Origin of the sequence: Leptolyngbya sp. BC1307 (assembly GCF_002286735.1) — a bacterium.
In the GTDB taxonomy this organism is placed as follows: domain Bacteria; phylum Cyanobacteriota; class Cyanobacteriia; order Phormidesmidales; family Phormidesmidaceae; genus Phormidesmis.
Map to the genome: position 1 here is coordinate 90607 of NZ_NRTA01000011.1, position 12739 is coordinate 103345.

Below are 12739 nucleotides of genomic sequence, written 5' to 3' on the forward strand. Positions count from 1 at the left end.
GAGAGTGAGAAGGGCAGCGCTGAAAAAAGAGAGCCTAGAGCTTTGCCCTTTCTATCGCAATTAAGTCTTCAACGATGCGCGTACTTATCCCGTTTTGTTGATCGATCTCTTTGACGGTGAGATACTGCTCAATTGCAGCAGCGGGCTGATCTAAAGCTGACAGTACTGACCCCTGTTCCAGATAGGTATCGCTGTTATCCGGTTCTAGCCGCGCTGCCTGTTCATAGTCACTCAAAGCTTTTTCGTAATCGCCTGCGTCCTCATAGAGTTCACCACGTCTTAGAAACTCTTTTGCCCCTTGCGGTTCAGGGTAGAGCGTCTGCGGTTCAGGTGTGCCCCGGCCCGCGCCAATAACAGCTATCAGCATCAGCAAAATCAATGAGCCAGGGACAACAATGACGAAGCGCATAGTTTTCTCCTCAATCCATTTCTATCGCAGTGACTTTTTTCGAGTTATTCGTGGCGGGTTGGCCCTGACTCGGAGCCATTCCCTGCATTTTGCTAGCCAGCCGGTCAAAATGCTCAAAGTCTTGACCGTTTAGCTTTGAGAAGACTTCCCCGTTTTGACGCTGAAAAACGACGCCTCGCCCGTTCTGCTTATCGCTAATGCGGAGTAAGTCACCTTCCCCGATTTCTATCTTGAACTGCCCGCCTTCTTTACTCCAGCTTTTAGCAAAGGCAAAGTTCTTCAGGAAATGTCGGGACGTATTTTCTACCTGCCGAGTTTTCTGGGCGTATGCTGCTTCAACATCCAGGCTGCTCTGAGGTGAAAATGTCCGATTTGACTGAGCCGTTAAGAAGCCCTGGCGCTGCTCACTGGTGAGGCGATCACTTACAGAAAACACCTCTAGCCGCCGACCTAATCCCAAAAATTTAGACGTTTTGAACTTCATGAGTTCACCTGCTGCGTCCTTCAGCACGTATAAATTTTGATCCTTACAGGTAATAGTACAGCCTTTCACCCGATATGAGTGTTCGCCTGTACGTCCATGCCCACGCTGGAAAATCTGTTGAACGGCACTGGCTAGCCGTTGATTTTGCAGGGCGGACTGCTGGCCCTTCAGCCAGCTAGTACCCTGCTGTGGTTTGGTGGATAGCCACTGACCTACCTGCTGTTTCCAATCCTGAATCGTCGCTTGTAAAAGCTCTCGGGCATAGCCTTCGGGCAGTTTCTGAGTTTCACGCTCCAGGACGGAAAAAGCAGCAGGTTGCGAACCTGTTGCTTCTACAACTTGTTTGATAGGCTCTACTATTTGAGTCTGTGACGGGACAGCACCATTTTGAGTCTGTGACGGGACAGTGCCATTCGTAGCATGAGATGACCGGGCAGCGTCTAAAGCTGCCTTCGGGAGAGAAATCTGAGGCTGAACGGCATCGAGTGCAGTCTGAGGGAACCGCTCCGGCATCTGAATTTGACTCAGTGCTGCCCAGTCTCGCTCAGTGACTTGATCGCTCATGATTTCACCGCCACGAGCAACTAAAATCAGCCGTTCTCCCTGACTCACCGTAATATGTTGATCGCTCTGCTTGATTTGATATCCCTGAACAGAAACGGCATCGTACATACCTTCTTGCTGTCGGAGAGGATTAATAAGGTACTCAGCAGTCCGCAAAATTTGGTCGGCTTTGCTGACGGTGAACGTGTTCTCAATTGCTGCCGGATTTGCCACATAAACGGGCGGTGATGCCTGCTCTGGTTCATTCTGTTTTGCTGGAGCTGGTGCTATTTGTTTTTTTTGTTTTGCTTGATTCTCCTGCTTTGTCTGACTCTCTTGCTCTACTTGGAACTGAATCTCATTGGTGGTGACGGTGCCATCTCGCTCTTCTCTAAAAAGCAAAACATCGCCCTGAAAGATCTCTACAGCTGGCACCTTGTTCGCGTACTTTGAGGGATCAACATCAGGTGTCACAGGCCGTTGCAGGGCATCGGCAATCACTTTCAGGCTGTTGGCATCTAACTCGTGGCGGAACGGGCCATCTGCAAGCTGGCCATATACCAGCCGTCTCCCCATTTTGATTCGTAGAGAATCGCCACGGGCATTGCTAGTCGAATTGTTCGCGGCCAATCTGAGAACAGCGGGTACGCGCTGGGCGACTTGAGCGATCGCACTAATTAACTGCGCTTCGTCTTCCTGCATCGCCTGAGCGGCATCGGGTCGTATCGTAAAGGGCATGGTAAAACTCTCTCTATTTCAAAAGGTCTTGTAGGACGCTTACTTTTGCAATGCCTTCTATGCGATTGATGATGATCTCGCCACCAATTTGAAATAAAGCGACTTCATCGTCAAACCGATATTCGATAAAAGACGGTTGGTAGTCTTCAAGGCATTCGCGTAAGCGAGTGACCACACCATCTTCCGTTCGGATATAGGGCACGTCGTCAAATAGCACTTCGATAACCTTTGGAACGTAGCCCGGTGGCAGAGGCGGTAACAGTCTGTCTGCTGCCAAGCTCTGAAGAATCGTCGGCTCATTATTTAGTGCTTTGATAGCTTGCTTAGATAGCCCCCACAGGGCCGGGTCTAAGTGCTTATTTCTCAGCGTTTTCGTAGGCATATGCTTAACTCCATCTAACGAAAGACTTCATCGAATTCGTCCTCTGTGATGTCAACGTCGGCATCTGAAAAGGGTTCTCCTTGGATATCACCCATCGGCAGCGGAAACAGACGCTCGGCCATTTCTTTACGGACTTTGTTTTCCTGGTCTAGATCAGTGAGGGTTCGCTGACTGGCGGTGCGATCGCTCAATGACTGCCTCACACTTTGATTCCAAAGCTCAACGCTGCGAGCCTGCCGCTTATCTTCCTGCGCAGAGATCTTGACCTTCAATCTGAGCGGAACAGAGGCTTCTCCGCCGCCCCGATAAGCAGGGTTAATAAACACACACTCACCCTGATCTAACTTCAGAATTTGGTCTGGCGTCAGCAGCGGCACCTTCTGATAGTGTTCGGAGCGGCTACTGCTGCCGTGCTGCCCTCTAGTGCGAGACCGCGTATGATACCGAACGTCCTTTTCGCCTAAGTAGCTAGAAAACTCCTGAGCGGTTTCTCGATCTTTTGGGTTGAAAAAGACTTTCGTTCCACAGGCCGCGAACAGTGCCTTGGATAGCTCGCGCCCATAGATGTGCTGAAGCTGTGCAAAGTTCTGATAGCCTAGCAGCGCTACGAACCCGTTGGAGCGAAACTCATTGATCCACTTAGGCAAATCTGGTAGATATAGCGTGGGCAGCTCATCTAAAGCAATAATCAGCGGCTCTTTGCGGGCCGTTGCGAAGTTTCGTGAAACGATCAGGTGTAGCACCGCTGCCAAAAGTGGACTGACGGCATCCCGTTTTTGAATATCCGCTTGTAGAAAAAGCACTTGCTTCCCAGCGATATCTAGCGGTACTGAAGTTTTACCGCAGAAGCTAGAGACGAGAGACTTGCCTGTAAACGATTTTAGCGTTCGCTGAGCAGTGGCAACAATACCGGCAATTTGTTTTTCAGCGCCTTCAGAAGACAGAATCTGACTCAGGCTCTCCATTGTCCATATCGGAACCCATCCAGACTCTCCCGCGAGCCTGAGTCTAGCAGGCAGCTCTGTCAAATTCAGAATCTTGCTAGCCATGAGCAAATCTGGATACGGCGTCAGCTTTGCCAATAGCATGACCGCCTCTACCAGGGTGGTGCCCGCGCTGCTAAAGAAATCATTTTCCTTGTACCCCGTATCCCGTTGAGCATTTTTCTGTAAAACATAAGCCAGTTGAGAAGCCATGAGAGAATCTGTTTCATCGGTCAAAAAGTCCAAGAGGTTGAAAACGCTGGTGTAGGATTGTCCTGGCGCAAAGATGTTTACCTGATAGCCCTGAGCTGCTGCCCAAGCTGCATGAGCTTCGAGCTGACTGCCTTTGAAGTCGTAAATGACGAGGGGAAAGCCCTGTGCGATCGCTGATCTAATCGCCGGGTCGATAATGCTGTAGGTCTTGCCCGAATCAGGCGCACCGGCAATCACCAAGCTTTGCTGCGCCTGAGGAATATCGACATTGCCCGCTCTGAGTGAGACTTTAGCCGTTCGTCTCTCTTTCCGCTGCTTGTGAGCAATGCTCTTGGCCTGCCGCCGTTCGGATCGCCCCGCAAATCGCCCGGTGGAAATTTTTCCTTTCTTCCCGGAGTCCGCCAGCCATGCCCCTGCCCATAGGATTCCGCCACCCACAAGCAGCAGCACCCCACCAGAGTCCGTAAAAGCGGTCACGATCTCCTGAAGCGTGTCCACATAAGTTTGCATCAGAATCAGCTCATTCATCTTGTTCCGGTAGATACTGTGTTTCGACGACCTCGTAACGCCTATCGTTGAGTACTAACCGCAGCCGCAGGCGTTGGTTACCGTCAAACTGGTGAATGATGAGTTCTGGCATGTCATTTTGCAGGGTCTCGCTCGCCTCAATCAGCGGCATGTCGGGCGGCAAATTGGGATCGAGGTAAAGGCTGAGAACGCTTTGATAGCCGTCGTCAATGGGTACATAGCCGAAGAAAGCGCAGCCGAGGTCACCACAGAGGGGATTTTCTTCTGTATCCGAGTCAGCTATGCGAGAGTCAATCAGATACAGCGGCGCTGCTTGTCCTGACTGCGACAGCTTCAGCATCTTCATCTGGCCTAGCGGAACCTCAAAGTCAGGATTGAGATTTTCCTCTGCCACCTGCTCCATCAGCGCCTTGGGTGCTATCTTTTCAGCTAGCTGCCAGCCGCCGTTTTCGGTGCTTGGCCAGACTTGATAGACACCGATGATGAGAGGGAGCGAGATCGCTACCCCAGCAGCCATCATTCCTGTTTTTAGCTTCATCCTTCCGCCTCCTTTTCCCAAGCGGCCTGATCGCTTTCGATGAGTTGCTCAGCCACGGCAGTCGGAATATCGAGTTCTTCAAGCGTAGAAACATCGACGGCTCCGCCACCTGAGGAAAGAACCGTCCAGCTTGTACCAGCCTGAGACAAAACAGTCTGTCCGCCAGCCTCTCCCCAAACCCAGGTTGCCAGGGCATACTCCCCCTCGACGACAGTTCTGATCACGTCTGGCATCTGCGCCAGATTTTCACTGTCACCGACTAAATCAGCGATTGTGGCTTGAGTGATCGCGGTCTCTTCTGCTGTGCTGGTTTGAGGAGGCTGAGAGACCTGAGCAATGACCGCCTTTGTAGAAAGGGAGCTACTTGGAGATACCCAGAGCCAATTAGCCTTAGCCAGCCCTGACCCAATCACAATCACTGTGCAGGTCGTTAATGCAAGTAATACAAGCCGTTTTAATTTCATCATGATTCCTTCCTAATTTGATAGTTGAACAGACTTTCGTTACGCGCAGATGACGAGAACTTCATGGCTTCAGCCGATAAATTCGACTGCTCGCCCTGCCGTAAAACCCGTCAAAATTGGAATTTGATTCCCACGTAAATCGGGCTCTGCTCGAAGAGTTAGAACGAACTCGGCTGCACCCTTGATTCAGACAAATGCCGATGTGCGCTTGACTGCCTGCAATGACGATATCTCCGGCCTGAGCTTGAGTTTGGTTAACCTGAGTACCTCGACCGCCTTGCAAGTCGGCTTCCACAGAGGGCACATAATTGGGGTTACTGCCCAGCGGTTGAATACCTGCATCTGCCAGTACTCGGTTGACAGCCCAAGCACAGGCAAGATTCCCGCCGTCTGGCCCCATTGAGCTGTCAAAAGATCCCAAGCGGCCCATTGACTGATAGATGCGCTGATTGGCTTCTCCAGCAGGAAGTTCTTTCCCTAAAGCATTCGATGGCTCACAACGCTTGCCTGTACCAGCAGCTACGGCAGTTTCGTATTGCTGTGCAAGTTCTTCTCCGTAGGTTTTTAGCGTTAGCCTGCCATGAACATCCGATGCTCCACCATCAATCGGCGCAGCGGGGCCACCAAAGTGAATTTGGCCTGCCCGCTCAATCAACCGCTTACCGAAAAACCCTTCTCGCTGAGCCTGTTGAATGTTTCGGCCCTGATCTGCTTTGAAGATATTGTCCTGAGCGGCAGCAGGGAAAGCGCGCTCCAGTTCTGGCTGACTAATCGCTGCGCCAGAATCTAGTTTAGAGAGCAAGGCAACACCTCCTGACTGCTGACGAAGCGAAGCCCGAACATCGGAGCGGTAGCTCATGTATTGATAGCGTCCTAACCCGCGCCCGCAGTTCCCGTCACCATCACAGACGTAGGAACCCACAGATCCGTAATTTCCTTCAATACTGGAGAATGCGGCGGCTAGTGCAGAAAAATCTACCCCGCCTGGGCCTTCTCCGCAGAGACCAAACCCTCCAATAAAGCTGTCCCCACCCGGTAAGGCACTAATCGGGATTCCCATTGCTCGGGCTTTTTCCATTACACCCGTCGGTACAGATTCCGGCTGGCTCGCCCCTCCTCTATCATCCAAAGGGCCGACCAGCATAAAACTCTTTTCTTGGTAATTCAAGAATGGCACTGGGCCGAGGAAATAGGGTGTACAGCCTAAGTCAGGCGAAACCAATCCACCTCGCTGACAAATCCTAAAGAACAAAGCGGTGCTAATCGTGCCGCTAGCCTCATCCGTATCCCAGACCGCAACCTTGAAAACATCGCCAAAGGGATGTCTGCCGGTGGGCTCCTTGCCGCCATTAACCACTTTGAGAAAGCCTTCTCCGCCCTCGACTTCTTGATATTTACCAGAGATCCATTGCTTGCCATGTAGGGTAGGGGAAGCAGTGAGTTCGGCATGGGCGCAGTCAGTTTGGCAGGCGGCTTCAAACCCAACTTGATTACTGCCTGAGATGGTATTAGTGCGATCCTGTTCTGCTGGCCCATAGACAACATCCACTCTACCCAATGAGCCTACGGCCTCAATTGGGTTAGGCATCTGTGCCAATGGGACATCTGAAAGTCCTGGAACTCCTGAGATTGTGCTATTCTCCCAGTCTTGTAAATTTTGAAGCGGAATATTTTCAAGCCCCGGAATATCCGTAATAGCGAAGTTGATCAGCCGATCACCTAGCTGTCCAAGATTCAACTGACCCAGTTCCGGCAAAGCTGTGAGTGCATCGCCGATAGAGTCAGACAAGTCGAGATTTTGGCCAAGTGTGGCGTCAGACCAGAGCTTTGCAATTGGCCCCACCTGCCTCACAGGTAGATTACTGAGCCCAGGAATAGCAGTTGTCAAATCATTAACAGTCTGCCAATCCGCCATTTCCAGACTGCTTAAAGCCACCTGCCGAAGGTCAAGACCTTTCAGATCAGCGATGGTATGCAAGTTGAAGATTTGCGGATACAGGCTGGTTTGAAAATCGCCTAGTTTCAGATAGGTGTCAGTTGTTTGACCTGCCTGCCATTCTCTTGAAAGGTCATACCCTATGGCTTCAGAGGCTTCTGGCGGCGCAGAGAACGAACCTCCAGAACTCACGGGTGGCAACGTGCGAAAAGTGATTTGCGACCAGTCGGGTATCCGCGCATACTGTTGCTCCCATTCAATTGCCGTCGTAGGAATGGGAGGTTCAGGGGCTATACTTGCAAAGGCAGAATCTGAACTTATGAGAAAAATTAGGCCGAATAATAGGCTGAGAATATATCCAATCAACCGGCCTGAGGTAAATCTTTGACGCTGCTTTTTCAGCATCGTTCCACCTCCTTTAGATGGCTAAGTTTTGGGTTTGTTCTCCCATCTGTGCTAGTCGGAGAATCAGGTCTCGGGAGACACCTGCCTGCTGGGCTGCTGCTTGAGCTGAGAGTCCATCTCTCATGAGTGAGAGAAATGTTTGCGTCCGTTGCCAGAGGGCTTCATCTTCGGCAATCAGTCCCCTGTCTAGGGCCACATTGAGACCTTGCTCAATAGCCGCTAGCCCTTCCGACTGCGTCATTCGGGAAACAGCCGCAGGCGTCTTCGCCGTTAAGATGTCTTCCCGACTGGGTTCTCGCTCGGGCTGAATATTTAGCACCGAATAGCTTGGACTCCCGGAGTTTGGAAACCTTAGGCGGAACGAATACAGTCCGCTGTTGGTTAGTACCGTCAGGCTGGTTGTATTGGTACTGGGCAACCCAGGAAAGTTGATCGGATTAATACGGCGCAGATGAATGACGCTGGCTGCGCAGCCTTCTGTATTGGTTCCGGCGCAGCTAGCGTCGTCAAAATCCAGCGTTGTCTGAGAAGGATCGTCGAGCCATGCTCGCTGGACAATTTCACCGGTAGGGCGAAAATTCAGCGTCACGCCCTGCCCTCGGTAGAGAGATATCGTTGTCTGGGCGTTTTCCTGAGTTGTCGTCTGGGCGAGGCTTGGAGGTGCGATCGCCAAAACAGCAAAAAAGAATCCTGCAAACGTGAGTCGTTTCATAAAGTGCTCCTCGTAAAGCGCTCAGCAGTTCTAGAGACCTGCTGGCATTTGCATCGACTGGTTGACAAAAACTTGAACCGATGTCCCTGCTGGTATGTAAGGAATTCTGGGACGCTGCTCCAATTTCTCGATAGCTCGCTGATTTCGTTCAGCAATGGAGTCGAGAATGGCATCTGTACCGCCTTCTAGCACCCCTGCCAGAATGTTCGGAGCTGGATTAGATTCTGTGATAACGGTGGTGCCGTCTCCGGTCTGAATACGAGAATCTGAGCGAGTGTATAGCTCCCCGACGCGCCGAATGGCTCCGAGAGCAAACTGACCCATATCCATAGCGGCAATATCGCCCCCGACATCTCCGTAGCTTTCAGCCATCAGTGGGTTACCGCCGTTACCACGAATTAAAAGGGTACGACTGGGTAAAACAAGCTCTCTTTGAAACCCATTTTCTTCCCAAACGGCTTGAGTCGCCGACATCTGTACGAGTCCGTCTTCCGAAGTGCGGTCTACTTTTACAGTGAGCAAACTACCCGCAGGAATAGCGACGCTCGCTGAGTTGTCCATCAGCGGATCGGCTAAAACGACTAAGAAGCGATCTCCGACCCCTTCGCTATCAAGAACAACGGGTGTAGCCAGTTCACCAGAAGCGTGACCCCCTACAATCAGCGCCTGCATTCGAGCTGTTTCTCCTGATGTCTGCTCACGTAAGACCTGCTCACCTGAAAACTCCTCCTCTAGAATCCGCGCTTCTGCTTCTGTCAAAACGGGTGATTTTTCCGTTTCAGAGGAGGCTTTCTGAGCAGATTTTTCGAGAATAGCGGGTCTTACCGGGCCATCTTTAACAGCCGCTGAAACGGCTACTGACACCGGCTCTTCAGACTCTTCTTCGCGGAAGATCGCAGATTCATAGATGGGTGCAGTTGCAGAGGTTGAGGCGAAATAAGCGGCAGGCACTGTATCCATAGCCACTGATGCAAAACTTTCAGCTACCGGCTCAATCTTTGACGGCTCCTCTGTGGTCGCAGCGGCAATGTTCCCATAGCTGCCTACTTGGGCAAGCTGTCGCCAATGCTCGAAGGGATCGATTGATTCAGTGGATCCTTGAGCAGATCGAATCACTGGCTCGACCCGAGTGACAACAGCAGGACTTGACTGAATCGGCGGTGGAGAGGGGCGATAGCTTACGGGTGGCGGTGATGCCCGAACAGATGTGCTTACGGGTTTAGTCTCTTGCGGAAGAGTCGCTATGGCCTCATCGCCTTTAGCCGCTTGATTAGATGCTGTTGGTGTCTTACTGGGTTGCGATGACTGCTGTATATAAGCCTGGTCATCGAGGGCCATCTGAGCTTTGAGGGTAGCAATTTCCTGCTGGGCTTCCTGTAAGTCAGTCGGTTGCTCGCTATCAGTGCTAGCAGTCTCCGAAGGGCTATCTGGCACCTCCGCCTGCTGCTGAGCACTGCGATTTCCGACAAAGAAAAAGCCTACAAACCCAAAAATTGGAACCAATGCTAATGCAATGAAGGCAAGCTTAGGCAGCGGCAGTTTCCAAACGGGGCGCTCAGAGCTAACGTCTACATCTGAGAAAGCATTTTTGCTGACCAGGGGCTGATTAACGTCGGGCGCTCCAGTCATTTTGCGCAATGTTGCTTGATCGGTCTGGTCGTGATCTTGAGTTTTTTCGGGCTCGGACATTGGTTTTATTCCTCTAATTGGATAGGGCGAATTTCTTCAATCTGCAAGCCGCCTTCAAGCGATTGATAAACCACTTGTTGTTCTTTGGTGGCTTGTTCTGTGAGTGGGTTTTGAGGGGGTTCAACGGCTCTGAGATAGATGCGGCGATTAAATGGGATGGTAGTTCCCGCAGGGTTAGACGGGTCGAACACTATCCGAGTCGCCATCAAGTCCACTTTCCACTTGCCTTCGCCGACTGCCTGTGGCGGTGAAACTTGTTGAGGCACCAGCACGGCTGAGACTTCTCCACCAAACACCCCTTCAGGAATTACTTCAGTGCTGAGCTGATTGAGAAACTCATCTCGAAAGTCAGGTGCCAGCAGGAAAGAAGCTGCCCAGGCGGGGGAAGGCACTCGCTTACCACTACCGACCTCGACACCCTCGTCAGTCGTTTTCGTCTGGTTTCCGGGAAGAGTTCCCCAGGTGAACGTCATCGTGGCCCAGTCGGATACAACGCGGCGAATGACTTCTGGTTCACGGTAGGTGTAGTCTGCTGGGCGGACGGTAAACGCCTTGCCATCGACTTGTTGAACCAGGGTTGGCGGCTTTTGATTGGCCACTTTCGACAAAGAGACGGCAAGCCAAAAGAAGGCGATAGACAAGAACAAAATGCCGGTAGAGAGGCCCGCAAATGCCAGTGGTAGAATATCGCTCGAATCAATTCGAGGCAGTTTTTGTTTTCGGAATAAATGAGAGAATTGCATAGTTCTACAAAATTGAGACTATCTGGGCATCGGTAAGGTAGATGAGCCCACGGAGATGATGCGAGTGACGCCGCCAGAGACGCCTCGGAAGACGGCCATGCCTGCGCCACCTGCGATCGCCAGCGCTAAAATCGGCGCTAATACGCCAATCAACAGTAAAAAACCAAAGTCACCCTGAGCCTGAGCTTCGGCTGAGACAACGACTGTCGCCGCTAGCCCGACGATGATGCTGTAAGAAAACTTCGCCATGCCCAGACTGAAGAAGCCAGTTAACCAAGCCCACAGTGGACGCCCCTGCATTGGCATCGCTGAACCTGCCACCGCAATTGGGCCGATCAGCCCGGTTAATAGCATGGCTAATTCCAGCAAAGTGCCAAAAGCCCACTGCCACCCTCGCAGAAAGGTTTGTGCCAAAGCCTGATTCGCGGTCTGCATGACTGTTTTAAGGAAGATATCGACAAGCGGATTCGTCTGTTGATTAGGATCAGCATCACGGTCGTAGTCGTTTTCCACTTTTTCAGTGATTTCTTTGATCCTGGCCCAAAGCCGCTGAACCCCAGGGGACCAAAAGCCTGTGTCCCGATACTCTTCCTCTAAACGTTGTTCGGTGCGCTTTCCAGCTTCTATGAAGCAGTCAACTTGAGCTTGCCCTTCCTTCGCTTCACAGTCTGCATATTCCTGTTGAATCAAGTCTTTAGCTTGCTGAGAAACTAGAACATCATTAAGTGCCTCCAGCATGGAGACTTCGTCAATCTGAATCTCTAATACCAGCTTGGTTTGCTCGTTGATAACGTTGCGAATGCCTAGCGTTATCTCGCCAAGTAATGCACCATTGTTGTACAAGAGTGTCGCAACGACTAAGACCCAAAGCACATGCGGTAAAGCTGGAAAGATACCGCGCTCAATAGCGTCTTTTACCCACCCCACAGCGAAGAAGATAAACGTTCCCGCTAAAATAATCGCAGCAAACTGATTGATGCCCAAATACAGACCATTGGCAGAGCCGAAAATATCATTCCAGCGGTCGTCCCAAGCCTGTTGGATCGCTTCTAATTGCTGGACGCTATCTTCGATAATGCTGACGCCGCCCTGTACTTGAGCGGGCAGGGAGAAGAAGAGCTGAGTAAACAGCATGAACTTTTACTCCTGTGAGGTTTGGTTCGTGCCAAACAGGCCCGGAATATAGACGGGGGCTCGGCTCGCGCCAGCAATGCTGACCTGCCGTTCTAGCCGATCGCGCCGATTGGCCTCATCAATTCCCTCACTGGTATTCGCGGCTAACTGAGCCTGAATGCCCTGAAGCCGCTGAAGCTGCAAGAGGGCTGCGTGATTGTCGGCTGTGAGCTGGGTTTGGTTGGTGAGGAGGGAGGCGATCGCCGCATCAATCTCAGCAGACTGCTTCATCACATCCTGCGTCACCCCAAGCCCCTGCGCCTCCGCAGCCATCTGCTGCACCTGGATTGCCCCTGCTTGCGTACTCTCGATCAGGCCAGCCGTGCGCTCAGCTTCCTCGGTTAGCCAGGTTTTGCCCTGTTCGCCCAGTACCGGAGCGGCGATCGCCCGCGCCGATTCCTGGTCATACAGATTGGCGAGATCGCGCTGCCGCACAACCGGGCTGTGGTTTAGTATCCCAGGCCCGTTTGAAGGCTTAGTCGTCCGTAGCTCGTAAGGTTCTGGCAGCTCGCCGTTTTCATCTTTGAGATCATTCAAACCATCATCGCCCAGGGCAACGTCCATAATGGTTTCAAAAATGGGGTCAACTTTTTCTAGCTGTCCGAGCAGATAGTCCAGAGGGTTTGAGTATTTGTCTAAAACCCATTGCTGCCACGTACTGCCGATATCGTTCGGCATGATGGATGCCGTTGCTGCACCAATTCCCAGGAGCGGAACCAAAGTGCCCGCGCCAATCATGACAGCCGTCCACCGTTTCGTTTTGCTACTTGTTTTCGTGATTCGTGTGTTCATCGCAACC

Annotated in this window: 12 protein-coding genes; all 12 read right to left on the minus strand. The window is 51.8% G+C overall.

The features are described 5' to 3' along the window. Positions 1-34: 34 nt before the first annotated feature. Genes CKL79_RS08805 through CKL79_RS08860 form a run of 12 tightly spaced genes read right to left on the minus strand, consistent with a single transcriptional unit; the run spans position 35 to position 12732 of the window. Positions 35-409, minus strand: a complete 375-nt coding sequence (locus CKL79_RS08805) for a tetratricopeptide repeat protein (protein WP_121969211.1) — start codon at positions 407-409, stop codon at positions 35-37. A 10-nt stretch (positions 410-419) separates the two neighbouring features. Beyond that, positions 420-2174 (minus strand): hypothetical protein, encoded by a 1755-nt coding sequence (locus CKL79_RS08810; protein WP_121969212.1) that lies wholly within the window; start codon positions 2172-2174, stop codon positions 420-422. Between the two features lie 13 nt (positions 2175-2187). Then, complete coding sequence (locus tag CKL79_RS08815) at positions 2188-2556, minus strand: hypothetical protein (protein ID WP_121969213.1); 369 nt, start codon at positions 2554-2556, stop codon at positions 2188-2190. Positions 2557-2570: 14 nt separating this feature from the next. After that, on the minus strand, positions 2571-4280 hold the full coding sequence (locus CKL79_RS08820) for a TraM recognition domain-containing protein (protein ID WP_121969214.1): 1710 nt from the start codon (positions 4278-4280) through the stop codon (positions 2571-2573). Then, on the minus strand, positions 4273-4818 hold the full coding sequence (locus CKL79_RS08825) for a hypothetical protein (RefSeq protein WP_121969215.1): 546 nt from the start codon (positions 4816-4818) through the stop codon (positions 4273-4275). Before CKL79_RS08825 ends, CKL79_RS08820 begins: the two co-directional genes overlap by 8 nt. Next, positions 4815-5285 carry a hypothetical protein gene (locus tag CKL79_RS08830; RefSeq protein WP_141242183.1) on the minus strand — a complete coding sequence of 157 codons (471 nt, stop codon included), beginning with the start codon at positions 5283-5285 and terminating at the stop codon, positions 4815-4817. Before CKL79_RS08830 ends, CKL79_RS08825 begins: the two co-directional genes overlap by 4 nt. A 58-nt stretch (positions 5286-5343) precedes the next feature. Beyond that, complete coding sequence (locus CKL79_RS08835; protein WP_121969217.1) at positions 5344-7623, minus strand: hypothetical protein; 2280 nt, start codon at positions 7621-7623, stop codon at positions 5344-5346. 13 nt (positions 7624-7636) lie between these two features. Further along, the gene (locus CKL79_RS08840; RefSeq protein WP_121969218.1) at positions 7637-8335 is read right to left on the minus strand and encodes a hypothetical protein; all 699 of its coding nucleotides are present in this window, start codon (positions 8333-8335) and stop codon (positions 7637-7639) included. A gap of 30 nt (positions 8336-8365) precedes the next feature. Continuing rightward, the gene (locus CKL79_RS08845; protein WP_121969219.1) at positions 8366-10024 is read right to left on the minus strand and encodes a TrbI/VirB10 family protein; all 1659 of its coding nucleotides are present in this window, start codon (positions 10022-10024) and stop codon (positions 8366-8368) included. A gap of 5 nt (positions 10025-10029) precedes the next feature. Further along, positions 10030-10767, minus strand: coding sequence for a hypothetical protein (locus CKL79_RS08850; protein WP_121969220.1), 738 nt, complete (start codon positions 10765-10767; stop codon positions 10030-10032). Between the two features lie 18 nt (positions 10768-10785). Further along, positions 10786-11901: a hypothetical protein gene (locus tag CKL79_RS08855; RefSeq protein ID WP_121969221.1), complete on the minus strand. Its 1116-nt coding sequence runs from the start codon at positions 11899-11901 to the stop codon at positions 10786-10788. A 6-nt stretch (positions 11902-11907) separates the two neighbouring features. Further along, on the minus strand, positions 11908-12732 hold the full coding sequence (locus tag CKL79_RS08860; RefSeq protein WP_141242184.1) for a hypothetical protein: 825 nt from the start codon (positions 12730-12732) through the stop codon (positions 11908-11910). Positions 12733-12739 lie beyond the last annotated feature (7 nt).

What these genes read in the sequence shown, in the direction of transcription:
- CKL79_RS08805 (WP_121969211.1), bottom strand. Translation starts at nt 409, where the DNA reads ATGCGCTTCGTCATTGTTGTCCCTGGCTCATTGATTTTGCTGATGCTG.
- CKL79_RS08810 (WP_121969212.1), bottom strand. Translation starts at nt 2,174, where the DNA reads ATGCCCTTTACGATACGACCCGATGCCGCTCAGGCGATGCAGGAAGAC.
- CKL79_RS08815 (WP_121969213.1), bottom strand. Translation starts at nt 2,556, where the DNA reads ATGCCTACGAAAACGCTGAGAAATAAGCACTTAGACCCGGCCCTGTGG.
- CKL79_RS08820 (WP_121969214.1), bottom strand. Translation starts at nt 4,280, where the DNA reads ATGAATGAGCTGATTCTGATGCAAACTTATGTGGACACGCTTCAGGAG.
- CKL79_RS08825 (WP_121969215.1), bottom strand. Translation starts at nt 4,818, where the DNA reads ATGAAGCTAAAAACAGGAATGATGGCTGCTGGGGTAGCGATCTCGCTC.
- CKL79_RS08830 (WP_141242183.1), bottom strand. Translation starts at nt 5,285, where the DNA reads ATGATGAAATTAAAACGGCTTGTATTACTTGCATTAACGACCTGCACA.
- CKL79_RS08835 (WP_121969217.1), bottom strand. Translation starts at nt 7,623, where the DNA reads ATGCTGAAAAAGCAGCGTCAAAGATTTACCTCAGGCCGGTTGATTGGA.
- CKL79_RS08840 (WP_121969218.1), bottom strand. Translation starts at nt 8,335, where the DNA reads ATGAAACGACTCACGTTTGCAGGATTCTTTTTTGCTGTTTTGGCGATC.
- CKL79_RS08845 (WP_121969219.1), bottom strand. Translation starts at nt 10,024, where the DNA reads ATGTCCGAGCCCGAAAAAACTCAAGATCACGACCAGACCGATCAAGCA.
- CKL79_RS08850 (WP_121969220.1), bottom strand. Translation starts at nt 10,767, where the DNA reads ATGCAATTCTCTCATTTATTCCGAAAACAAAAACTGCCTCGAATTGAT.
- CKL79_RS08855 (WP_121969221.1), bottom strand. Translation starts at nt 11,901, where the DNA reads ATGCTGTTTACTCAGCTCTTCTTCTCCCTGCCCGCTCAAGTACAGGGC.
- CKL79_RS08860 (WP_141242184.1), bottom strand. Translation starts at nt 12,732, where the DNA reads ATGAACACACGAATCACGAAAACAAGTAGCAAAACGAAACGGTGGACG.